The sequence below is a fragment of the Bacillus sp. FJAT-29790 genome, from assembly GCF_019039215.1.
Lineage (GTDB): Bacteria > Bacillota > Bacilli > Bacillales > Cytobacillaceae > Cytobacillus.
Window position 1 is genome coordinate 1049931 of record NZ_JAHNZZ010000001.1, and the last position, 21903, is coordinate 1071833.

Consider the following 21903-nt stretch of genomic DNA (forward strand, 5'->3'; position numbering starts at 1 on the left):
ACAGGCATGATTGGAGGAATTTTAATGAAACACTTGTTAAGATATATACCGCCTATTCACGAATTACAAAGGGACGAGCGTTTCACCCTTTTGATGGAAAGAAAAGGGATCGACTCTATACATATGACAAACTTGATCAAGCAAGTGATTGAAATTGTACGAGCAGAATTAATGAATGGGGAATGGACGGGACCTGAGCCAGGAAATAAAGCATTTATTGATTTCCTTTTCCGGTATTTTGAATGTTCTGTCAATAAGCGATATAGTTACACATTAAAAAGGGTGGTCAATGCGACAGGGACGATTCTCCATACGAATCTTGGCCGGGCCCGTATGAGTGAGCGTGCGGCACGGCATATGCTTGAAACGGCACTTCATTATTCCAATTTGGAGTATAAGCTCGAAGAAGGCGAGAGGGGTTCGAGACATAGCCATGTGGAGGCGCTATTAACTGAATTAACTGGCGCTGAAGCGGCGATGGTCGTCAATAATAATGCTGCAGCTGTTTATCTTATTCTAAAGTCGTTAGCTGAGGATCGGGAAGTGATTGTTTCAAGAGGACAGCTCGTCGAAATTGGCGGATCATTCAGAATTTCTTCAATTATGGAGGAAAGCGGGGCCCATCTTGTCGAAGTAGGAACGACAAACAAAACGCATCTTGCTGATTATGAAAAGGCCATTTCCGAACAAACCGCCATGATCTTAAAGGTACATACAAGTAATTTTAAAGTGATCGGATTTACGCAAACGGTTGATACGACTGAATTAGCATCGTTAGCGAATGATCGAAATGTTATTTTTTATGAGGATCTCGGCAGCGGTGCCCTTTATGATTACCAACGTCATGGAATTGGAGACGAGCCTGTCGTTAAAGACGTGTTAAAAATGGGAACGGATCTCGTCTCGTTTAGTGGAGACAAGCTTCTCGGCGGTCCGCAGGCAGGGATTATTGCAGGGAAAAAAGAACTTATTGACCGATTAAAAAAACATCAGCTTGCCCGTGTATTGCGGGTGGACAAAATGACACTTGCTGCCTTAGAAGGGACATTGCTGGATTATCTAAAAGGCGATATAGGGATAAAAAATATTCCTGTCATTAGGGATCTGTTAATGACGAAGGAAGAATTAAAGGAGAGGACCGAAACCTTTCTTAGTAAGCTTGCCGACCATACAGATAAGTACAAAACTACTTTAAGAGAGAGCTTAGGTCAGGTCGGTGGCGGAACAATGCCGGACGTTGAACTCCCTTCCTATGTTGCAGTTATTATCCATAAATATTTACCTGCATTTCAGGTAGCGAAGAAATTAAGAACGGAATTTACACCAGGAATTGTTGTCCGAATTCAGAAAGAAGAAGTCCTGATTGATTTACGGACAGTCACAATGGAAGAGGAAACACATGTTTTAAAATCGTTATCAACTCTTTGAAAAAACAGCTGTGGCTTCCTAAGAAGCAACAGCTGTTTCTTTATACTACATATCATGACTTGAATTATGCTTTTGCCTGGAATGGTTACGATTTTTCACTTTTTTAGATCCACTTAGCGGTTCGGGTTGGCCGGGATTATCTCCCTTAGGTGCGTTTTTTCGCATATCTTTTCCATCATTTTTATTCATGTTCATCCCTCCTATCAATAGGATGGAGGGTTACTGAAAATTTATGCGGAATATTTTTTTAGAAGACTGCGCAATTTAATTGTACAAATTGACTTAGGGGTGAGATATTTTGCCATATAATAAAAACAAACAGCAAGCATTCCAGGCTGCCCAGCAGGGAGTGGAGGATGCACAGGAATTATATTTTGAAATTGTGAGAGACTCTGCTAATTACGGACACCAACTCAAACATTTGAAGCAAGAAGTTAATGAAGCTTATGAGTCAATTCAAAACGCGTTAGAAGTGGCGTCAGAAACGCAGCGAATCCAATTGGAAAAATTCCAGCACGATTTAAGCACGATGGTGCACGAGGTAAACCAATACGAATAAAATGGAAGATACTTTAGTGGTGCGGTCAATTTTGAAAATGATTTGGAAGCGAAAGGATTGAACTTTCGCTTCCAATTTTGCTATTGATTTTTTTTCCGCTTTTTATTGTTTTGTTTTTGAGCCTCTGTTAACGGTTCATTTGCAAATTCTTCGTTATACCCAGCCCCAATGCCTTGGCCTTTAGCCGCATTCATGCCTTCAACCACATGATTTGCTTTTCTTTTTGCCATCCAAATCACCTCCATTAATATATTGCTTTAAATTTTGTAAAAATATGTAGATGTATGCTACGCTCGTAAAATGAACGCTAGTAAAAAGTTTTATCAACATAATATAAGGCTATTTTCTAAATAAATTGCTGTTATTAAGTAGATTATTTATGAAGTTGATTGGAGCGGAAGGTGCGAGACTCCTTCGGGAGAAGCGGGACAGGTGAGACCCCACAGGAGCAGAGCGACGAGGAGGCTCACCGCCCGCCCCGCGGAAAGCGAGCAACCTGGAGCGGAAATCAACTAGACCACATTTTGATTATATAGCAACATAGTTTACGAAAACTGCCTAATATTAAATAGGGAAGGAACTAAATTTAATAAGATAAACTTATCGGAAACAATAACTTTCTTGTTATTTACTTATAAAGAATGTTGTATTAAGATAAGAATTGTGAGAATAGTTAGGATTGAGGGAGATTCCATCTTTTTGCAATTCTCTAAATCTCAGAACTTGATTATTTAATAAGGGGGATATTCCCATGGCAAATCATGATGTATTTAATGCCCGTAAGTCATTTGAATTAGACGGGAAACGTTACAACTTTTATCATTTAGGTGCTTTAGAAGAAGCAGGCGTAGGTCAAGTATCGAAATTGCCCTACTCCATTAAAGTATTATTGGAATCTGTACTACGTCAATTAGACGGTCGTGTAATTAAAAAAGAACATGTTGAAAACTTAGCAAAATGGGGAACAGATGAAGTAAAAGAGGTTGACGTACCTTTTAAACCATCACGAGTAATTCTTCAAGACTTTACAGGTGTACCTGCAGTCGTTGACTTGGCTTCTCTTCGTAAAGCTATGGCAGATATGGGTGGAGATCCAGACAAAATCAATCCGCTAAAACCGGTAGATCTTGTTATCGACCACTCTGTACAAGTTGATAAATTCGGTACTGCCGAAGCGCTAGGATTGAACATGGAGCTTGAATTTGAACGTAATGCAGAGCGTTACCAGTTCCTTAGCTGGGCACAAAAAGCATTCGATAACTATCGTGCCGTTCCTCCTGCAACAGGAATCGTTCACCAAGTAAACCTAGAGTTCTTGGCAAATGTAGTTCACGCACTTGAAAATGAGAATGGAGAATTTGAAGCATTCCCTGACACATTAGTTGGAACAGATTCCCATACAACAATGATCAATGGAATCGGTGTTCTAGGCTGGGGAGTAGGTGGAATTGAAGCGGAAGCAGGTATGCTTGGACAGCCTTCATATTTCCCAGTTCCTGAAGTTGTCGGGGTTAAATTAACTGGCGAACTTCCAGACGGTGCTACCGCTACTGACCTTGCTTTAAAAGTAACGCAAGTACTTCGTGCTCACGGTGTTGTTGGCAAATTTGTAGAGTTCTATGGTCCTGGTGTGCCAGCATTGCCACTTGCTGACCGTGCAACAATTGCGAATATGGCTCCTGAATATGGCGCAACATGCGGATTCTTCCCGGTTGATGAAGAGGCTTTAAATTATATGCGCCTAACAGGCCGTTCTGAAGAACAAATTAAAGTAGTTGAAACATATAGCAAAGAAAATGGCTTGTTCTTTGATCCGACTCTTGAGCCTGTATATACAAATGTTGTTGAAATCAATCTTGCTGAAATTGAAGCAAATCTTTCAGGTCCGAAGCGTCCGCAAGATTTAATTCCACTTTCTGCGATGAAGAAGGAATTCAACAAAGCGATTACGGCTCCACAAGGAAACCAAGGTTTTGGTTTAGGTGAGAAAGAAATCGAAAAAGAAATTACAGTTAACTTTAATAATGGCGATTCAACGAAAATGAAAACGGGTGCTGTTGCAATTGCGGCGATTACAAGCTGTACGAACACATCTAACCCATATGTTTTAGTAGGTGCTGGTTTAGTAGCGAAAAAAGCGGCTGAACTAGGAATGGAAGTACCTAAATTTGTAAAAACATCGCTAGCTCCAGGTTCTAAGGTTGTTACAGGATATCTACGTGATTCCGGACTTCTTCCGTACCTAGAGCAGCTTGGATTTAACCTTGTTGGCTACGGATGTACAACATGTATCGGTAACTCCGGTCCATTAAAAGAAGAAATCGAAAAAGCCGTGGCAGAAAATGATCTTCTTGTTACATCTGTTCTTTCAGGTAACCGTAACTTTGAAGGACGTATTCATCCGCTTGTAAAAGCGAATTATTTAGCTTCACCACCGCTTGTAGTCGCTTATGCACTTGCTGGAACAGTTGATATTGATCTTCAAAATGAAGCAATTGGTAAGGATAAAGACGGAAATGACGTCTTCTTTAAAGATATTTGGCCAACAACGGCTGAAGTGAACGATGTGGTAAAGCAAACAGTTACACCTGAATTGTTCCGTAAAGAATACGATAATGTATTTGGTGACAATGCGCTTTGGAATCAAATCCAAACAAGCAATGAACCGCTTTATTCTTTTGACGAAACTTCAACATATATCCAAAACCCACCGTTCTTCGAAGGCTTAAAGCCTGATCCAGACGAAGTAAAACCATTAAATGGTTTACGTGTTGTCGGTAAGTTCGGTGACTCTGTAACAACTGACCATATTTCTCCTGCTGGTGCAATCGGAAAAGATACACCTGCTGGAAAATATCTGCGCGAAAACGGTGTAGAAGTTCGCGACTTTAACTCATATGGATCTCGTCGTGGAAACCATGAAGTGATGATGCGCGGAACTTTCGCTAACATCCGTATCCGTAACCAAGTTGCCCCTGGCACAGAAGGCGGATTCACAACTTACTGGCCAACTGGCGAAGTTACATCCATTTACGATGCTTGCATGAAGTACAAAGAAGACGGAACAGGTCTTGTTGTCCTTGCAGGGAAAGACTATGGAATGGGATCTTCCCGTGACTGGGCAGCAAAAGGGACAAACCTACTAGGAATCAAAACAGTTATCGCCGAAAGCTACGAGCGTATTCACCGCTCAAACCTTGTATTGATGGGCGTTCTTCCTCTGCAATTCAAGGATGGCGAAAGTGCTGAAACACTTGGCCTAACAGGTAAAGAAACAATCGATGTTCAAATCGACGAAAACGTAAGACCACGTGACCTTGTACAAGTAACGGCAACGGACGAGGCTGGAAACAAGAAAACATTTGAAGTACTTGTCCGTTTCGACTCAGAAGTTGAAATTGACTACTACCGTCACGGCGGAATCCTGCAAATGGTTCTTCGTGAGAAATTAGCGAACTAAATATATAATAAACACCATGTGAATATTCACATGGTGTTTTTCAACTTTATTTAGCAGAAGTCTCCCATCTCTATAAGTGGCGAGATGAATGCAAATAGTTATCCAATTCAGTGGGGGTTCAAACCTCGGCTGAATAAAGTTATGCCTCAGATTTATTAAAAGAATTTATCGATCAAGCTAAGGTAAAAATCTGGGCACAAATACGCCAAGGCGAATTTGAATCTAGAACGGGAGGCAATCCATGGGAGCATTTTTACTTGGACCTTTTATTATTAAATACGAGTGGTTTATCTTATTAGTTGCGGCGCTTGTTTCATACTTCATCCTGAGATGGGCAACAAAAGCTGAACGTTCATTTCAGGTCACTTTTATGAATATCATTGGTAACGCTGTAATGATTGCTATATTAACATTCAAGTTTAGTTACGTCTTATTTCATCCTACTGTATTTTTAACAAACCCAAAGGCTATTTTATATTTTGCAGGAGGTTTAAAGGGAGCTTTTCTAGGTGCTTTTCTTGCATTTATTTATTTGTCATGGAATTATAAAAAGGGAAGCTGGCCGTTGAAACAATGGATCGCTCCGATTGTTTACGGGATTGTCACATTTTTTATTGCTTTCTGGCTGTTGAGAACCTTATTTTTTATCCTCACCTAGGTTACAATACGGGTAACAGATTGAAAAGGGGTTGGGCAGCATGATCAAGAAGATAATTGCAGCAGTGGTTTTAATTGCACTAATGTCAGTAGCTATTGTCCAAGCAATGGAAAAAGAAGAGCCAAAGCCTAATAATCTTCCAGGACTGGGAATCGGTTTAAAAGCCCCCGATTTTGAATTGAAAAATCTGGCTGGTGAAACGGTGAAACTCTCAGATTTTAAAGGGAAAAAGGTCATGTTAAATTTCTGGGCGACTTGGTGTCCGCCTTGTAAGGCTGAAATGCCTGATATGCAAAAGTTCTATACGGAATCTGGTGATAAAATCGCTATTTTGGCCGTTAATATTGACCCGAAAAATGATGTTTCTGGATTTGCCGATAAAATGGGTGTGAATTTTCCAATCCTTCTAGATGAAAATGACCAAGTGAGCAAAACTTATCAAATATTGACGATTCCAACCACTTTCTTTATTGATGAAAAAGGAATCATCAGAAACAAGCATTTAAGTATTATGACAGTTGATCTTATGAAAAAATATACGAACAATATGTAAAAAATAAGACATCAGCTTTGAGGCTGGTGTTTTTTTATTTGTGAACAATTTATGAATCTTCAGAAAATAAGGACCAATTTGTTTTAAAAAGTGTATGATTAAAGGGAAGTTAATAAATTTTCGAAAAGTTGTAATAATTACAACGATAATTGTCCATAATAAATGTTATTATAGGGTTAAAGGAAGGTGAAATAACAAATGAGAAAACCACGAAAACGTTCATTCGCCGAACTTGTTTCAGAAAATAAACGTCAAATTTTAAAAGATCGAGCTGCAATGGAGAAAATCGAAGAACGATTAGAAGAGAAGCGGCTTCATAAAGCAGAATAACATTTATTACTATAAATAAAACGTAAATAAAACCCTCCTCAAAAGTACATACTTTAACTGAGGAGGGATTTTTTATGAGCAATCCGAAAAGAAGCCCAAATGATTTTAAACCTGATCATATCGGAACCCAGTCACGTGCATTTGGTGGCAATAAAGGAAAGAAAATGCAGGATCAAACAAGCCCCAACCCCCAAGTTATTCAAACAAAAGGTGAATAATTTTTGCCCGCCGCATCATTCCCCCGATGTGGCGGTTTTTTTAATTGATCGTAATAAATGATACTGAATTACCTCATTTTCAGTACTAAAAACAACCACTCTTTTCCGTTGATAATTTTTCGCGAAATTCACAAACTAATTTTGTATCATCAGTCACATCTAAAGGAGGAACAATAAAATGGCATACAACAATAAGCCGAACCCAGATGATCGTAGCGATAATGTTGAAAAGCTGCAAACAATGATCGACAATACAATTGAAAATATAAATAAAGCAGAAGAAACTTTAAGTTTTTCTAATGGGGAAGAACGAGCAAGAATTGAGGCGAAAAACGAACGCCGAAAAGAAAGTATTGAGGGAATGCGTGCTGAAATAAAAGATGAAAGCCAAGCCCGACAAAATGGATATAATGAAAATAAAACTCATTAACTTGAAATTTCGAAAAGTCCTGACCGATTTGTGGTCAGGACTTTGTTTATGGCCCAGCTTTTAGGTGCAGATTCTAAAGGACCACGTCCCAAAGCGGTTAAGGTAGTATTATCTTAGATTATGACATGATATGAGGTGAATAAGTATGAACTAGTTAACAAATCCTAAAAAGAAATGAACATAGAGAATCGTAAACCTAGCGGGATCAAAGATTTTTCAGCGCAATATGTTTAGATGCAACCTCTGTATAATAGCCCAAGTAAGATTGGAGGAATTTGTAAACATGAACAAGCAACAAGTAATTATATGTGAGGATGATAAAGATATGATGCATCATTTAATGGCGGAGCAAATTGCTTATATTTGTGTTGAAGAAGAGGAGGAACGGATGAAAGCGGAATTGGCAAATCACAAAGGGCACGTAACGTAAATGAAAGAGAAATTAAATCGAACAATAATCAGTCTTGTTTTCCTTTTATGTCTTCTATATCCAGAGCATATTCCCTCATATGCAGATCCAGCTGAACTGTCTTATGCAAAATGGGGGCAATTAGCAATGAAGACAGCAAAAGAAAAGTATCCAACAGCTGCGATTGTCGATTATCTCCATATCGGAAGAGAAAATAAAAATCATACATCCATTGAAAAATTTAAACTCTTGCTCAAGGAAAACGAGAAGGAGTTTGCATTATATATCACAATTGAGTTTAACCCCAAAAACGATGCTATTATTCAAATAAACATTAAAAAAGCTTCTAACTAGACGGAATATAAAATACTAGCGGCGAGATTTTGTCGACACTACCTCCTAAATATGCCCACTTTTTGAAGTGGTGTCGGCATCATCATCAGAGTGATTATAATAATATTATGTAAACCAAATGACTAAAGGACTTCCCACAACGGGAAGCCTTATTTAAATTTATTACTCTTCAATTAATTGAAGGATAGGAACACTCATTTCATTCTCAGGGTCAGTCTTTGAATAAATCCTAGCGATTTTCGTTTTTTCGTCAACGTGTTGGATAATTACTGCATTACCCTCAAAAGTAACTTGAATCATATCAGCGGAATCCATTATTTCTTTTGCTCGGCCTACATTCAATTGTACATTCCTCCTTGAATAATAATTTGGCTTATTTAAAGAATTTTATTCGGAAACTGAGAGGATTGCCCATTTATCCACTGTGTAAGCGTTAAAGATATTTTACATGGGATATAGCGCTAGTATAAGGTTCATGATGCCCGTAACCTTCCAGCAAAGAGAAAAGCGGTCACCATAAGTGCCTATAATAATCTTTTACGAATGTGATTACATTAAAAAGAACGAGTGGCAATGCCTCTCGTTCTGCAACTTAAAATTATTTCTTAATTGCTTTTAACCCACGTTTTTTAATTTCCATTTTTAATATCCGAATCCAATCTTTTTCCGAACCAGACTTCAATGCATCACGATACGAGACGACTAACTGTTCATTACTCATAATCTTCATTCTGCATAACCTCCTAAGGGAATGGATTGAATATTCTTGCTATTAATCCATTTTAAACGTTTTGTTCTAATTTGAAAACCCAAAAAACATAGAAATTCGAAAAAGGGACTTTCGAACCTGAAAAATAATTATTTACAATGGGTGACGCAATCTATATCTCTTTTTTTAAATATGGATATTCGAAAATATTGAATATTCAGCTATATGTGGTAACATAAATTGTAAGCGTTTTTTTACAAACATGCAATTACATGGAGAGAGAGGATAAAAGGGGGTATTCGATGACAGAATTATTACATATGACAGTCGGTAAGCTTCTGGAGAAAAAAGCACAACTTCATCCTGAACATGAAGCGGTTGTTTATGCTGATAGAGGATTGCGGATGACGTACAAGCAATTTGATCAATATTGCCGAAAAACGGCAAAGGGACTGATGAAACTTGGTCTTGAAAAGGGGGAACATATTGCTGTTTGGGGGACAAACACACCCGAATGGCTAACAAGCCAGTTTGCTACAGGAAAAATGGGGGCTATTCTTGTTACCGTAAATACGAATTATCGCACAACCGAGCTTGAATATTTATTAAAACAATCAGATGCAACTACGATTATTTTAATGGATCAATTTCGTGATGCTTCATACATAGATATGCTATATGAAATCGCCCCAGAGTTAAAGACAAGTGAACCTGGCCACCTGCAAAGTGCACGCCTGCCTTTTTTGAAAAATGTGATTGTGCTTAGCGATAAGCGTTATCCAGGCACCTTTAGCTGGAGTGATATTTTAACAATGGGGGAGGATGTTTCCGAAAAAGAGCTTGATGAACGGATGAATAATCTTGATCCTAACGATGTCATTAATATGCAATACACCTCTGGAACGACCGGTTTTCCGAAAGGTGTCATGCTTACGCATAATAATATTGTCAACAATGGACTAAATATCGCTAATTGTATGCGTTTAACAAAAGAAGATCGACTTTGTATTCCCGTTCCCTTTTTTCATTGTTTTGGCTGCGTGCTTGGCACTCTTGCATGTGTATCGGTCGGTGCGACTATTGTGCCAGTACAGGAATTCAGTCCAAAGGCTGTTCTGCAAACGGTGCAAGATGAGAAGTGTACAGGCCTGCATGGTGTACCAACAATGTTCATTGCCAAATTAAACGATCCGGATTTCAGCAAATATGATTTATCATCATTAAGAACCGGGATAATGGCGGGCTCCAATTGCCCAATAGAAGTGATGAAGGCAGTCATCGAAAAAATGGGGGCCAGTGAAATTACGATTGCCTATGGTCAAACGGAATCTTCCCCAGTAATTACCCAGACAAGAACGGATGATCCGATTGAACTTCGCGTCGAATCTGTCGGCAAAGCTTTGCCAAACGTGGAAGTTAAAATCGTTGAACCTGGTACAAATCGAGAAGTGCCAAGGGGAGTGCAAGGAGAGTTATGCACAAGAGGTTATCACGTAATGAAAGGCTACTACAAGAATCTTGAAGCGACGAAAGAAGCCATCGATGCTGACGGCTGGCTTCACACGGGAGATTTAGCTGTTATGAATGAAAACGGCTATTGTAAAATTACCGGACGTTTAAAAGATATGATTATTCGAGGTGGGGAAAATATTTATCCGCGTGAAATTGAAGAATTCCTTTATTCCCACCCTAGCATCCTTGATGTTCAAGTGGTTGGTGTTCCGGATGCAGTGTATGGGGAAGAAGTTGTCGCATGGATCATCTTAAAAGAGGGTGAGATTGTTTCAAGTGAAGAGATTCGTGAATATTGCAAGGGAAAAATTTCACGTCATAAAATTCCTCGTTATATCGAATTTACGAATGCCTACCCGATGACCGCATCAGGGAAAATTCAAAAGTTCCTCCTACGCGAGCAGGCGATGGAAGCGTTTGAAAAAGAAACATCAAACAAATAATAAGTATTTTCTCCGTCTTTTCTCAAACTAAAGCCGTATTTATAACTCGTTCATACGACGAATGTGAGTAATCCGGTTTGGGGATAAAATGAATTTAAAGTTGAGAAAAGATGGGAGAGATAGAAATGTTTGACCAAATTTATGTTCTAGAAATGCTACAAAAACAGAAACAAGAAGAAATAAGGCAAAAACCATATTTCGCTTATCAAAAAATGGCCAATAAATCCAAGCATAGGTTTTGTAGCCTACCCGTTGTTAGAATGCTTCCACCATGCCAATGTGACAAATGAAAAGGAATAACGCACAAAAAATAAGACCGCGCTAATAGTCGCGGTCTTATTTGATCATTATTAATGGAAAAATAATTAGATTCATGTTGCAGCGAGCCGGTTATATTCTTTATACTAAACAAATAAGAAAGAATAAGGAGTGGCTCAAATGATTCATCAAAGCTGGAATAAACAGGAGACATTGAAAAAAGTAAAATGTATACACACGGATGCGGCCAAATACATAGTTAACAGAACTTTAACAGTTGGGAATATATACGACGTTAAAAATGAGACAGAAGAGTTTTACTTTATTATCGATAATTCAGGAAAAATCGGAGGCTTTTATAAAGATTATTTTCAGGACGCATAAGATTTATGATAGGGCCTCATTAAAGACTGGATTAGATCAGGTGGGCATGTTCGTGACACCGTATATTTCTGCATTTTAAAAGACGAGTGTCCGGATGTAAAGGAATGGATTATTGCATAAATATTAAGAGGATCTAACCTTCCTTTGGCTAGATCCCCTTTTTGTTTATTTTACCATCTATAGTTAGGGAAAACACTGCGGGCTGTCGTATGGAATTCATTATAGAAACCTGAAATTGGGTGGCCCATTCGAATACGATTTACATAACCACTCATTCGACCATAAAAATCGGGACTAACTGACACATATACATTCATAACGGCAGGATCAGCCATTTTTACTTGATTTATGATTTTACTTTCGAGTGTACTCGTTAATTCATTTGTGCCAGGAATAAATTTAGCAGCAACAAAGGCATTACGATTTGAAACGATCGCATTTGCTTGATCAATTTCTGGCAACGCAAGAACCGCTTGTGCCACACGGTCTGCTACATACATATTTGGTGTTGCATTTAACGGATTAAATCCAGTTCCAACTGGTCCAGTCATATTACCAGTCATATTGCCAGTGTAATTATTATTGTAGCCAGTGTTGTAATTGTAATTATCCCGATAGTTATCCCGGTAATTAACTCGGTCATTAACCCGATAGTTATCCCGGAAATTATCCCGGTCATTAACCCGATAGTTATCCCGGAAATTATCCCCGGTAATCGGATTGCTCACGCGGGTCGGTCCTGTTACACCGTCCTGATTTCTGAGTGCTGTATCATTCACACCATGCCTATTGACACCACATGCGGAAAGAATAACAGCTGTTAATGCTACTGCGATTAAAGCTTGACGTTTCATCAAATCACTCCTTTTTATTTGTGGTTCTATGTTATATTTCCTTCTTTATTTCTTCATTATTCAACTGGATTTAATTGCCGGAATTTGCGTTTGATAAAAGCAAAAGAATGGTAAAATAAAGAGAATAAAAAGCATGGGGGGAAATTATTTGACGTATGTTTTTATCGGGGTTGGCGGTATAGTGGGGAGCTTGCTTAGGTATTTTACCTCAGTTTTATCAGTTCAGCTGTGGGGCAATCAATTCCCTTTCGGAACACTTTTCGTAAACATTCTCGGCGCCTTTCTGCTCGGCATTTTTACATGCAGAGTAAGTCAAAAAGGTAACCTTAGCCCTAATCTCGTACTAGCCATTGGCACGGGAGCGATCGGTTCTTTTACCACTTTGTCGACTTTAAGCATAGAAACCGTTTCTTTAATCGAAAGTGGTGCTTTCTTTAGTGCCTTTTTATACTTACTATTAAGTATGGCAGGCGGGATCTCGGCAGCATTTATTGGGTATCGGTGGAAAAGGGAGAAAAAGTACGGATGATAAATATATTACTAATCGGAATTGGCGGTTTTTTAGGTGCAATAGCTCGTTACATAACAGTTAATTACATAAAAAGGAGATCACGGATAAAATTACCGATCGGAACCTTGACAGTCAATTTATTAGGTTCTTTTTTATTAGGATATCTATTAGGTATGGATGGAAAAGGGAGTTTGTTTTTATTTTTGGGAACCGGGTTTATGGGGGCTTTTACAACATTTTCGACGTTTAAATTAGAGGCGATCCAACTTGTGGATGCAAAGGAAAAACGGTCTGCTTTTAGTTATATCATTCTGACCTATGCGGGTGGAATTACACTGGCTTTTTTAGGAATGATTTTGGCGAGAATGTAAAAAAATAAGCACGGCAAAAGCCATGCTCATTTCCAAATGAAATTAATTAATTGGTGCTTCTTCAGTTTTTCCCACTTTTGGCGATTGGTATAGCTTTCTTCCTAGCAGTGTTTGTAATGTTAGGAAAATCCCGCCTACTGTCCAGTAAAGTGGAAGGGCAGCAGGGGCATTTAAGGAAACCATAACAATCATTAAAGGTGAAAGGAGACCCATGAATTTCATTTGCTTTTGCTGCTGCAGAGGGATGTTCGATTGCGAAACCTTAAATTGTAGATAATAAACGATCCCTGCCGCCGCTGTTATCCAAATATCCGAATGACCAAGATTAAACCATAAAAAGGTATGGGCAGCAATTTCTTCATTTCCTCTGATGGCATAGTAAAATCCCATTAAAATGGGCATCTGAATCAGCATAGGCAAACAGCCGACGTTAAGTGGATTCACTCCATGTTTCTTGTAGAGACCAAACATTTCTTGCTGTAATTTTTGCTGTTCCTTCTGATCCTTTGTTGCTTTTATTTTCGCTTGAATCTCGTCCAATTCTGGCTTAAAGAGATCCATTTTTCCTTTCATCTGCTGCTGGTTTTTATATTGCTTTAGCATTAAAGGCATTAAAAGCAGCCTAATCGCTAGTGTGATTAAAATAATCGCAATTCCAAAGTTACCATGGAAAAAAGTGGCAACTGTATGGATCGAAGCTGCAAATGGTTCTACAAAAAGGCTGTGAAAAAAGCCGCTATTCTGCCCCGTCTGTGTCTGGCATGCTGACAAAAGCAGGGAAACAATTGTAAGCATCATAAAAATGATAAGATTTTTTTTGTTTTTCATCTGTCAAACTCCTCCTATTGTTTTTTAATACGTCAATAGTAAGGAGCTTATAACTTCCGGATCATCACCGGGACCTTCTTTTTTACGAATACATTTTGTTATCCAGTTAAGCAAAATGCTACTTGCTAAATAGTGTTTTATTTGCTGTTTAGGAATATTTGCTTTGGAAACTTCATGCGGGTCATTTAAAGAATCTATAAAATGATATTCAATATTCCACACCCACAGAAACTTAATGATTAAGCCGATCATAAAGGTTCCATAAATGGTATATTCAGCGGGAATATTCGAGATATCCATGAGAAAATCCAACATCTTTTTCACCTCGAAATTAAGGTCAATAGAATAATTATAATTCAAAATGGCTTCCTTCGCAATCGAATCTGGCAAACATGATCCTCTCTTTTATTACGAAAAAAAGTGAAAAAAGTTTCCTTCTTATTACGATTATTTCGGAATATAGTAGATTACGGTAGATTTAAGGGAGAACACAAGGTCTGTGTGACTTGTTGGCCGTCAGCTAGCCATCAGTGTGTAAGAACACATTTTATCAGTAAAAGACCCGGGAATTTAGTCATTTGTTATTGTACACTCTATCAGGAAGTTATAGAATATTACTTGGACTTATTAACTGATTGAACGGTGGGGTATCTTGTCTTTCCAAAAGCGAAAAGTGTTTTTTTTGATGGCTAAAATATTGATTCCTGTTTTAATATTATTCTTGCTGAGCTATGAGGCGAAGGGATTATTTAAAGATTTCAATTGGGATTTACTTAACTTATACTTGGACAGGCTTTCTTTTCAAAAAGTCATTATGATTCTTATCCTGGGTTTGATATCACTATTTCCAATGTTTTTTTACGATGTTATTCTATTGCGGATATTTCATATCCATATCCCGAAAAGAAAACTTGTTTTTTATTCATTGTCTGCGAATGCCTTTTCCAATCTTGTTGGGTTCGGAGGAGTGGCAGGAGCAACATTACGATCCTATTATTATCGGAGATATTTGCCAGATAGCGTACCGTATATTCGGATTATCGCGAAACTGTCTTTATTTTACTTAACAGGTCTTTCGCTGTTAGCATGGCCAGTTATTTTCTCCGATTTACATGTTTATTCAGATATAAAGTTAATAAAAATGGCCGTCTGGGTGATTGTCGCCTACACACCATTATTAATTACCGTCTTCTTTTTTAGAAAAACGTTTTGGAATTTGCAGTATCTAAACCGGGGCTATATTGCTGAGCTGATGATCATCTCCATTTTCGAATGGTTTTTTGTGATTGTTTGTATTTGGGGAATAACTAATTTTTTAGGGGTCTCTGCGCCACTGCACATTCTTTTTCCAATAGTGATCATTTCCGCATGTGCGGGAATTGTTAGCATGATCCCGGGTGGGATTGGCTCGTTTGATCTCGTTTTTTTAATCGGGATGGAGTCACACGGGATTCCAACAGAACTCAGCCTGTTAATCATCATGTTTTACCGTCTCAGCTATTACATCTTTCCGGTTATACTTGGCACGCCATTTGTCCTGCACCAACTATGGGTGAAAAGAAAACCGCAGAAAAAATGAAGGGCTGCCATTATGGGACAGCCCTTTATTTTCTAGCGTTAATGACTAATCAATATCATTGAGGGAAAAATGAACACTATATAGACGAAATGGGTGCGGGTTTTATCGAAAGGCTGTTTTCTAAATGATTGTTTTTTAAAAATAGGAATTGTATGACGTTGATTGGAGCGGAAATCAACTACACCTCTTTTTATTTAAATATCAACAAAGTTTACGAATATAACTTTTCGAAAAGAAAAATAAGTAGGAGGTATAAAATTGGTTAGACATTTTGCAGATGATAGTCTTACTCTCCATACAGATCTTTACCAAATTAATATGGCTGAAACATACTGGGAAGATAGAATCCATGATAAGAATGCGGTATTTGAAGTGTATTTCCGGAAAATCCCATTTGGGAATGGGTATGCCATTTTTGCCGGCCTGGAAAGAGTCATTGAGTATATTCAGCAGTTTCGTTTTACAGAAAGTGATATTTCCTATTTGAGAGACGAGCTCGGTTATCAAGAAGATTTCCTTGATTACCTTTATACCTTAACATTTACAGGAACGATTCGTTCAATGGCAGAAGGTGAGCTTGTTTTCGGGAACGAACCGATTATGAGAATAGAAGCACCGCTTGCACAGGCACAATTAGTTGAAACAGCGATATTAAATATCATTAATTATCAAACATTGATCGCTACGAAGGCGATGCGGATTAAAGAAGTGATAGGGGATGCAACAGCCATGGAATTCGGCTCGAGGAGGGCGCATGAAATGGATGCTGCTATCTGGGGTGCAAGAGCGACAATTATTGGGGGCTTTCAGGCGACTTCAAACGTACGGGCAGGCAAGAAATTCGGCATCCCGGTTTCAGGAACACATGCGCATTCGCTCGTTCAAGCATATAAAGATGAATACATTGCCTTTCATAAATATGCCCGCAGACATAAAGATTGTGTGTTTCTTGTTGATACATATGATACGTTAAAGTCAGGTGTGCCTAATGCCATTAAAGTAGCGCAGGAGCTAGGTGACAAAATCAATTTTATTGGCATTCGATTAGACAGCGGGGATCTTGCTTATCTTTCGAAAGAAGCGAGGAAAATGCTTGATGAGGCTGGTTTTCCAAATGCAAAAATTGTTGCATCAAACGACCTGGATGAATATACGATCATGAACTTAAAGGGTCAAGGGGCAAAAATTGATGTGTGGGGCATTGGCACAAAATTGATTACAGCCTATGACCAGGCAGCCCTTGGCGCCGTTTACAAGCTCGTTTCAATCGAAGACGAATCAGGTAAGATGGTTGACACGATCAAGATTAGCGGGAACCCTGAAAAGGTAACGACGCCAGGTTTGAAAAAGGTTTACCGAATCATCAATCGAAGCAATCAAAAATCCGAAGGGGATTATATCGCATTAGAAGAGGAAAGTCCGCAAAATGAAAAAAGCTTGAAAATGTTTCACCCGATACATACATATATAACGAAATATATTACCGATTTTGAAGCAAAAGAGCTGCATCAAGATATTTTTGTGAATGGCGAGCTTGTCTATACGTTGCCAAGCCTGATGGATATTCAACATTTTGCGAAAGAAAACTTGAATGTCCTTTGGGAGGAAACTAGGAGATCACTAAATCCGGAAGAATATCCGGTCGACTTGAGCCAGCGATGCTGGGATAATAAAATGGAATATATTAAAACAGTAAAAGAAAAGGTAGAGAAATCATTATCACACAAGAACGAGCAGTAAAATTCTCACTGCTGAAGAACCATTTTTAAAGAGATTTATCGGGGGGGAGAAAGATGACTTTGCAGAAAGAAATCATGCAGAAATTATATGTTAATCCAAATGTAGATCCAAAAACAGAAATCAGAAAACGAATTGATTTTTTAAAGGATTATCTCATTAAAACAAAAGCAAAAGGGTATGTACTGGGAATTAGCGGCGGACAGGATTCTACACTTGCCGGACGGCTTGCCCAGTTAGCAGTGGAAGAGCTTCGGAATGAGGGGCATGCTGAGGCGTTATTTGTCGCGGTGCGTCTTCCATACGGTGTCCAAGGGGATGAAGATGATGCTTTACTTGCCCTATCATTTATCAAAGCAGATCGTGAATATCTGTTTAATATCAAAGCAGCAGTCGATGACGTTCAAAAAGAATACGATGCGATTGTTCAAGGCAATCCATTAAGTGATTATCAGAAGGGAAATGTAAAGGCAAGAATGAGAATGATCGCACAATATACTTTCGGAGGAGAAAAAGGCTTGTTAGTTATTGGAACGGACCATGCGGCAGAAGCAATAACAGGCTTTTATACGAAATTCGGCGATGGGGGCGCAGATGTCATGCCTTTAACCGGATTAACGAAAAGACAGGGAAGAGCGCTTTTAATGGAATTAGCAGCAGATGAAAGACTATATTTGAAAATTCCAACCGCAGACCTCCTCGATCAAAAACCCGGGCAAGCAGATGAAACAGAGCTAGGTATCTCCTATGACGAGCTCGATGATTACCTCGAAGGCAAAACAGTGAGCCAAGAAGCAGCCGAAAAAATCGAAAAACGCTATCTTCTCTCCGAACATAAAAGAAGAATGCCCGCGTCCATGCATGATGACTGGTGGAGATAAAAAGGCATTCCGTTGAATAAAAATAGCATTCCAGTAGAAAGCGTTTGGCTAAGTTACATGCCAAGCGTTTTTTTTATGTAGGGGCATTGTTTTGTTGGGTAGGACCCCAAATATAGATTGTTTATTATATCAGCGATAAGATAAGTACAAACGGACATACGTTAAGCCGAATGCCGATAGCGCCGGTTACGTTTTTCTGCTTGAACCCTGAACCGTCCAATAGTGCGGATTGTATATATTTATAGAATATTGAAATTAATTCTTTTTTGTAATATACTAAAAACAATATGGATACGAACCGTAGTTCCGTATTGCGGCTCGAAAGAACATTTTGAACAAGAAGAGTATAAAAGGGATACTGATAACAGAATAAACTCAGTTGTACCTTGCAACAGCTATGAATAATAAATAATAACTTTATTGGAGGATTGGGTTTTCATAAACTCAATTCTTTCAGTGTAAGGAGGAAATATGAAAGCTATTCAAATGTCTAGATTTGGTGATCCAGAAGTACTAGAATACAAGGACATTGAAGAACCTATTCCAGTCGCAAATGAAGTTCGTGTCCGTCTGTATGCTGCTGGTGTAAATCCGAATGAAGCATACATCCGTACTGGTACATATTCTTTTTTTATTCCTGAGCTGCCGTTTACTCCAGGCTTTGACGGGGCTGGGGTTGTGGATGCAGTTGGTGATGATGTAAGTCACCTAAAGGTTGGAGATAGAGTTTTTGTAGCTGCGTTACTTGCCAAGAAGAACACTGGAACATATGCCCAAAAAGTAGTTTGTGATGCAGAGGCTGTGCATATATTACCCGAATCAGTTTCATACCAGGAAGGAGCATCTCTCGGCATTCCGGCATTGGCTGCATATAGAGCCCTCTTTCACAGAGCAAAGATTAGAGCAGGAGAGACGGTCTTAATCCATGGTGCAAGTGGTGGCGTTGGATTGTTGGCAGTTCAAATGGCGAGTGGGATTGGAGCTACAGTTATCGGGACAGCGAGTACAGAAGAGGGGAAATCTTTAGTTAAAGCATCGGGAGCTACCCATGTACTCGACCACATTAAGGAAGATTCCTTTGATAAGATATATTCTTTGACAAATAGTAAAGGACCAGACGTTATTATCGAGTTATTGGCCAATGATAATTTGGAGAATGATATGAAGATAATTGCCCCATTTGGACGGATTGTTGTGGTTGGTAACCGGGGCAGCATTGAAATCAATCCAAGATTAATGATGATAAAAGAATCGGATATCCTTGGCATGGCTCTTTGGAATGCACCACCAAAAGAATATAATGAGAGCTTAAATGGTGTTGCAGCTTTTTTGCAATCTGGAATTTTGCATCCAAACGTTGGAGATGAACTGCCTCTTAGTGATGCTGAAAAAGCACACGCTCAAATATTGAGTAAAAAAGCAAAAGGAAAGATGGTTCTAAACATCGACTAGTGGCCAATGGTTATTTTCTTGCTTTTAGCTAAAACCTTGTTTCCGACAAATTGAATCTAGTAAAACACACAGATTAGACGATTTCTGATAATTATATTAGGCTATTTTCGTAAAGTTCGTTGCTTATATAATGTGATTTTCATCTAATAATCTGAGTTGATTGGAGCGGAGGGCACTTGACTCCTCGAAAATGCTATCGCTTTTCCTTCGTGCGTGGGCAGATTCAAGGATGTAAATTCAGTATCCAGCGGGAGATAGAGGGAACGGGAGACCCCACAGGCGGTAACGCCGAGGAGGCTCCCGTCCCTCCCCGCGGAAAGCAAGTGCCCGTAGCGGAAATCAACGGGCAAACGTTGTAGGCTAAAAACAACAATAGATGAGAAAACAGTCTTATATTAAAAGGAGAGAGTATTATGAGTGAAAATAAAAAGGGGATTGGCACAGGTGGCTACTTCGCGCCTTCTGAAAATGTTATCGAAGTAAAAGGGGATTTTCAACCGCAACACTTAAATATCGAGGATATTCCTTTGCTCAAGGTTGTTGAAGGTCTTGGACTTAAACCGGTTTTTGGCGATAAGATTCAGCTTAGTTTCGTATATATGGAGCCAAACAGTGTTGCCCCTGTTCACTCTCATCCAGAGGAACAAATTGGGACAATGATTGAGGGAGAATACGAATTTGAGTTGAATGGTGTAAAGAAAATGATCCGAAAAGGTGATGTTTACATCGTTCCTCCTAATGTTCCACACGGTGCTGTGACTTATGATAAAGGATGCATTGCTCTTGATATTTTTTCTCCGCCAAGGACGGGTTATAAAGAGATGATGGGTGAGGCCCTTAAAAACTTGGAAACAGAAGTCCAGGAGGAAAAATAAATGACGTCGCAAGAGAGCGCCGCAAAAGGGCCATCACCAAAAGAGGAAATTTCCGGAGGATATTGTTTTTTTAAAGGCGATTTAATGCCTCTTGATGACGCTAATGTCAATATATCAACACACGCGCTTAATTACGGCACGGGTTGCTTTGAAGGGATTAGAGCTTATTGGAATCCAGATAATAATCAGTTGTATATTCTTAAAGCCTTAGAGCACTTTCAAAGATTAATTAGGTCTTGCCATATTCTTCGAATTGAATGTCCGTATACTGCGGAGGAGCTTGTTGACTGGACAGTGAAGGTTCTCAAAAAAAATGAATATAAGGGAAATGTTTATATCCGCCCAATTGCCTTTAAAGGGTCTAGGGTTATTAAAGTGACGCTTAGCGGGTTACGTGATGAGCTTGCTATCTTCACTGTTCCAATGGGTGATTATGTGAAGACACAAGATCTAAAGCTAGTCGTCTCGAACTGGCAACGGATTTCGGATAACATGATCCCGTCGCGTGCTAAGGTTGCTGGCGCGTATATTAATCCAGCACTTGCAAACGACGCCGCAACAGCTGACGGTTATGACGAAGCCATCATGCTCTCTTCAGATGGACAAGTATCCGAAGCAAGTTCGTCAAACTTATTCATCGTTAGAGATCATACGGTTATCACAACACCGGTTACAGCTGATATTTTAGAAGGGATCACTCGCCATGCTGTTTTACAGGTTGCAGACGATTTGGGCATTCCTTATGAGGTACGCCCAATCGATAGGACGGAATTGTATGTGGCTGATGAAATGTTTTTAGCAGGAACGGGTGTCCAAGTTGCTTCAGTTTCTTCAATTGATCGCCGGACAATAGGCAATGGGAAGGTTGGTCCAATTACCGAAAAATTACAGGGTGTTTATTATAAGGCGGTACGCGGTTTAGATGAGCGTTACCTCGATTGGTTAACGCCGGTTTATAAATAATCTAGGAAGGACTGAAACAATAATCTTTTTAGAAAAGAGGTAATCTAATACACTGTTTCCTAATTGGGAACAGTGTCTATTTTTGTTAGTTTCTTTTGAACTTCTAGATTAATTTCTATCTAGTAATCGGTAGGCTAGCTCTACTTT

At 39.0% G+C, this 21903-nt stretch carries 27 protein-coding genes; 20 read left to right on the forward strand and 7 right to left on the reverse strand.

Annotated elements, in window-relative coordinates; translation table 11 throughout:
- Positions 1–24 precede the first annotated feature (24 nt).
- Positions 25–1428: an L-seryl-tRNA(Sec) selenium transferase gene (selA, locus tag BGM26_RS04905; RefSeq protein WP_217038598.1), complete on the forward strand. Its 1404-nt coding sequence runs from the start codon at positions 25–27 to the stop codon at positions 1426–1428.
- Between the two features lie 45 nt (positions 1429–1473).
- On the opposite strand, the gene BGM26_RS04910 is transcribed toward selA, so the two are convergent.
- Positions 1474–1617 carry a small acid-soluble spore protein P gene (locus BGM26_RS04910; protein ID WP_217038599.1) on the reverse strand — a complete coding sequence of 48 codons (144 nt, stop codon included), beginning with the start codon at positions 1615–1617 and terminating at the stop codon, positions 1474–1476.
- Positions 1618–1726: 109 nt separating this feature from the next.
- Here BGM26_RS04910 and BGM26_RS04915 point away from each other — a divergent pair, with 109 nt between their 5' ends.
- The gene (locus tag BGM26_RS04915; protein ID WP_217038600.1) at positions 1727–1987 is read left to right on the forward strand and encodes a hypothetical protein; all 261 of its coding nucleotides are present in this window, start codon (positions 1727–1729) and stop codon (positions 1985–1987) included.
- Positions 1988–2067: 80 nt separating this feature from the next.
- On the opposite strand, the gene sspO is transcribed toward BGM26_RS04915, so the two are convergent.
- Positions 2068–2217, reverse strand: coding sequence for a small acid-soluble spore protein O (gene sspO, locus BGM26_RS04920; protein ID WP_217038601.1), 150 nt, complete (start codon positions 2215–2217; stop codon positions 2068–2070).
- A 521-nt stretch (positions 2218–2738) separates the two neighbouring features.
- Here sspO and acnA point away from each other — a divergent pair.
- The 8 genes from acnA (at position 2739) to BGM26_RS04960 (ending at position 8399) form a co-directional block, all read left to right on the forward strand.
- Entirely contained in the window at positions 2739–5447 is a 2709-nt protein-coding gene (acnA, locus tag BGM26_RS04925) for an aconitate hydratase AcnA (protein ID WP_217038602.1), read from the forward strand.
- A gap of 241 nt (positions 5448–5688) precedes the next feature.
- Positions 5689–6105, forward strand: a complete 417-nt coding sequence (locus tag BGM26_RS04930; RefSeq protein WP_217038603.1) for a prolipoprotein diacylglyceryl transferase — start codon at positions 5689–5691, stop codon at positions 6103–6105.
- A 40-nt stretch (positions 6106–6145) separates the two neighbouring features.
- The gene (locus BGM26_RS04935) at positions 6146–6658 is read left to right on the forward strand and encodes a peroxiredoxin family protein (protein WP_217038604.1); all 513 of its coding nucleotides are present in this window, start codon (positions 6146–6148) and stop codon (positions 6656–6658) included.
- 198 nt (positions 6659–6856) lie between these two features.
- Entirely contained in the window at positions 6857–6988 is a 132-nt protein-coding gene (locus tag BGM26_RS04940) for an FbpB family small basic protein (RefSeq protein ID WP_217038605.1), read from the forward strand.
- Positions 6989–7062: 74 nt separating this feature from the next.
- Entirely contained in the window at positions 7063–7206 is a 144-nt protein-coding gene (locus BGM26_RS04945) for an acid-soluble spore protein N (protein WP_217038606.1), read from the forward strand.
- A gap of 178 nt (positions 7207–7384) precedes the next feature.
- Positions 7385–7636 carry a small acid-soluble spore protein Tlp gene (gene tlp, locus BGM26_RS04950; RefSeq protein ID WP_217038607.1) on the forward strand — a complete coding sequence of 84 codons (252 nt, stop codon included), beginning with the start codon at positions 7385–7387 and terminating at the stop codon, positions 7634–7636.
- A 283-nt stretch (positions 7637–7919) separates the two neighbouring features.
- Positions 7920–8066, forward strand: coding sequence for a hypothetical protein (locus BGM26_RS04955; protein WP_217038608.1), 147 nt, complete (start codon positions 7920–7922; stop codon positions 8064–8066).
- Positions 8067–8399 (forward strand): DUF3889 domain-containing protein, encoded by a 333-nt coding sequence (locus BGM26_RS04960; RefSeq protein WP_217038609.1) that lies wholly within the window; start codon positions 8067–8069, stop codon positions 8397–8399.
- Between the two features lie 162 nt (positions 8400–8561).
- Here BGM26_RS04960 and BGM26_RS04965 read toward each other — a convergent pair whose 3' ends face one another.
- Positions 8562–8741 carry an H-type small acid-soluble spore protein gene (locus BGM26_RS04965; protein WP_217038610.1) on the reverse strand — a complete coding sequence of 60 codons (180 nt, stop codon included), beginning with the start codon at positions 8739–8741 and terminating at the stop codon, positions 8562–8564.
- A 256-nt stretch (positions 8742–8997) separates the two neighbouring features.
- Positions 8998–9129 carry a sporulation histidine kinase inhibitor Sda gene (gene sda / locus BGM26_RS04970; protein WP_217038611.1) on the reverse strand — a complete coding sequence of 44 codons (132 nt, stop codon included), beginning with the start codon at positions 9127–9129 and terminating at the stop codon, positions 8998–9000.
- A gap of 281 nt (positions 9130–9410) precedes the next feature.
- On the opposite strand from sda, the gene BGM26_RS04975 reads away from it, so the two are divergent.
- Both BGM26_RS04975 and BGM26_RS04980 read left to right on the forward strand, forming a co-directional pair.
- Positions 9411–11063, forward strand: coding sequence for an AMP-binding protein (locus BGM26_RS04975; protein ID WP_217038612.1), 1653 nt, complete (start codon positions 9411–9413; stop codon positions 11061–11063).
- 438 nt (positions 11064–11501) lie between these two features.
- Positions 11502–11705 (forward strand): DUF6501 family protein, encoded by a 204-nt coding sequence (locus BGM26_RS04980; RefSeq protein WP_217038613.1) that lies wholly within the window; start codon positions 11502–11504, stop codon positions 11703–11705.
- A gap of 170 nt (positions 11706–11875) precedes the next feature.
- On the opposite strand, the gene BGM26_RS04985 is transcribed toward BGM26_RS04980, so the two are convergent.
- Complete coding sequence (locus tag BGM26_RS04985; RefSeq protein WP_217038614.1) at positions 11876–12559, reverse strand: YhcN/YlaJ family sporulation lipoprotein; 684 nt, start codon at positions 12557–12559, stop codon at positions 11876–11878.
- Positions 12560–12707: 148 nt separating this feature from the next.
- Here BGM26_RS04985 and crcB (BGM26_RS04990) point away from each other — a divergent pair, with 148 nt between their 5' ends.
- Positions 12708–13088, forward strand: coding sequence for a fluoride efflux transporter CrcB (crcB, locus tag BGM26_RS04990; RefSeq protein WP_217038615.1), 381 nt, complete (start codon positions 12708–12710; stop codon positions 13086–13088).
- Complete coding sequence (gene crcB / locus BGM26_RS04995; protein ID WP_217038616.1) at positions 13085–13441, forward strand: fluoride efflux transporter CrcB; 357 nt, start codon at positions 13085–13087, stop codon at positions 13439–13441. The genes crcB (BGM26_RS04990) and crcB (BGM26_RS04995) overlap by 4 nt, the downstream gene beginning before the upstream one ends.
- A gap of 42 nt (positions 13442–13483) precedes the next feature.
- Here crcB (BGM26_RS04995) and yidC read toward each other — a convergent pair whose 3' ends face one another.
- Positions 13484–14269 carry a membrane protein insertase YidC gene (yidC, locus tag BGM26_RS05000; protein ID WP_217038617.1) on the reverse strand — a complete coding sequence of 262 codons (786 nt, stop codon included), beginning with the start codon at positions 14267–14269 and terminating at the stop codon, positions 13484–13486.
- A 24-nt stretch (positions 14270–14293) separates the two neighbouring features.
- Complete coding sequence (locus tag BGM26_RS05005; protein ID WP_217038618.1) at positions 14294–14659, reverse strand: hypothetical protein; 366 nt, start codon at positions 14657–14659, stop codon at positions 14294–14296.
- A gap of 295 nt (positions 14660–14954) precedes the next feature.
- Between BGM26_RS05005 and BGM26_RS05010 the strand changes: the two genes are divergently transcribed.
- From BGM26_RS05010 to BGM26_RS05035, 6 genes are all read left to right on the forward strand, one after another.
- Complete coding sequence (locus BGM26_RS05010; RefSeq protein WP_217038619.1) at positions 14955–15848, forward strand: lysylphosphatidylglycerol synthase domain-containing protein; 894 nt, start codon at positions 14955–14957, stop codon at positions 15846–15848.
- A 258-nt stretch (positions 15849–16106) separates the two neighbouring features.
- A complete protein-coding gene (locus tag BGM26_RS05015) occupies positions 16107–17588 on the forward strand; it encodes a nicotinate phosphoribosyltransferase (RefSeq protein WP_217038620.1) in 1482 nt (493 codons plus the stop codon).
- 53 nt (positions 17589–17641) lie between these two features.
- A complete protein-coding gene (gene nadE, locus BGM26_RS05020) occupies positions 17642–18466 on the forward strand; it encodes an ammonia-dependent NAD(+) synthetase (protein ID WP_217038621.1) in 825 nt (274 codons plus the stop codon).
- A gap of 471 nt (positions 18467–18937) precedes the next feature.
- Positions 18938–19918, forward strand: coding sequence for an NADPH:quinone reductase (locus BGM26_RS05025; protein ID WP_217038622.1), 981 nt, complete (start codon positions 18938–18940; stop codon positions 19916–19918).
- 413 nt (positions 19919–20331) lie between these two features.
- Positions 20332–20793 (forward strand): cupin domain-containing protein, encoded by a 462-nt coding sequence (locus BGM26_RS05030; protein WP_217038623.1) that lies wholly within the window; start codon positions 20332–20334, stop codon positions 20791–20793.
- Complete coding sequence (locus tag BGM26_RS05035) at positions 20794–21756, forward strand: branched-chain amino acid transaminase (RefSeq protein ID WP_217038624.1); 963 nt, start codon at positions 20794–20796, stop codon at positions 21754–21756.
- Positions 21757–21903: the final 147 nt, after the last annotated feature.

Bases quoted from the DNA above. Each gene is read 5' to 3' on its own strand.
- selA (WP_217038598.1), top strand. From the start codon at position 25: ATGAAACACTTGTTAAGATATATACCGCCTATTCACGAATTACAAAGG.
- BGM26_RS04910 (WP_217038599.1), bottom strand. From the start codon at position 1,617: ATGAATAAAAATGATGGAAAAGATATGCGAAAAAACGCACCTAAGGGA.
- sspO (WP_217038601.1), bottom strand. From the start codon at position 2,217: ATGGCAAAAAGAAAAGCAAATCATGTGGTTGAAGGCATGAATGCGGCT.
- acnA (WP_217038602.1), top strand. From the start codon at position 2,739: ATGGCAAATCATGATGTATTTAATGCCCGTAAGTCATTTGAATTAGAC.
- BGM26_RS04930 (WP_217038603.1), top strand. From the start codon at position 5,689: ATGGGAGCATTTTTACTTGGACCTTTTATTATTAAATACGAGTGGTTT.
- BGM26_RS04935 (WP_217038604.1), top strand. From the start codon at position 6,146: ATGATCAAGAAGATAATTGCAGCAGTGGTTTTAATTGCACTAATGTCA.
- BGM26_RS04940 (WP_217038605.1), top strand. From the start codon at position 6,857: ATGAGAAAACCACGAAAACGTTCATTCGCCGAACTTGTTTCAGAAAAT.
- BGM26_RS04945 (WP_217038606.1), top strand. From the start codon at position 7,063: ATGAGCAATCCGAAAAGAAGCCCAAATGATTTTAAACCTGATCATATC.
- tlp (WP_217038607.1), top strand. From the start codon at position 7,385: ATGGCATACAACAATAAGCCGAACCCAGATGATCGTAGCGATAATGTT.
- BGM26_RS04955 (WP_217038608.1), top strand. From the start codon at position 7,920: ATGAACAAGCAACAAGTAATTATATGTGAGGATGATAAAGATATGATG.
- BGM26_RS04960 (WP_217038609.1), top strand. From the start codon at position 8,067: ATGAAAGAGAAATTAAATCGAACAATAATCAGTCTTGTTTTCCTTTTA.
- sda (WP_217038611.1), bottom strand. From the start codon at position 9,129: ATGAAGATTATGAGTAATGAACAGTTAGTCGTCTCGTATCGTGATGCA.
- BGM26_RS04975 (WP_217038612.1), top strand. From the start codon at position 9,411: ATGACAGAATTATTACATATGACAGTCGGTAAGCTTCTGGAGAAAAAA.
- BGM26_RS04980 (WP_217038613.1), top strand. From the start codon at position 11,502: ATGATTCATCAAAGCTGGAATAAACAGGAGACATTGAAAAAAGTAAAA.
- BGM26_RS04985 (WP_217038614.1), bottom strand. From the start codon at position 12,559: ATGAAACGTCAAGCTTTAATCGCAGTAGCATTAACAGCTGTTATTCTT.
- crcB (WP_217038616.1), top strand. From the start codon at position 13,085: ATGATAAATATATTACTAATCGGAATTGGCGGTTTTTTAGGTGCAATA.
- yidC (WP_217038617.1), bottom strand. From the start codon at position 14,269: ATGAAAAACAAAAAAAATCTTATCATTTTTATGATGCTTACAATTGTT.
- BGM26_RS05010 (WP_217038619.1), top strand. From the start codon at position 14,955: ATGGCTAAAATATTGATTCCTGTTTTAATATTATTCTTGCTGAGCTAT.
- nadE (WP_217038621.1), top strand. From the start codon at position 17,642: ATGACTTTGCAGAAAGAAATCATGCAGAAATTATATGTTAATCCAAAT.
- BGM26_RS05025 (WP_217038622.1), top strand. From the start codon at position 18,938: ATGAAAGCTATTCAAATGTCTAGATTTGGTGATCCAGAAGTACTAGAA.
- BGM26_RS05030 (WP_217038623.1), top strand. From the start codon at position 20,332: ATGAGTGAAAATAAAAAGGGGATTGGCACAGGTGGCTACTTCGCGCCT.
- BGM26_RS05035 (WP_217038624.1), top strand. From the start codon at position 20,794: ATGACGTCGCAAGAGAGCGCCGCAAAAGGGCCATCACCAAAAGAGGAA.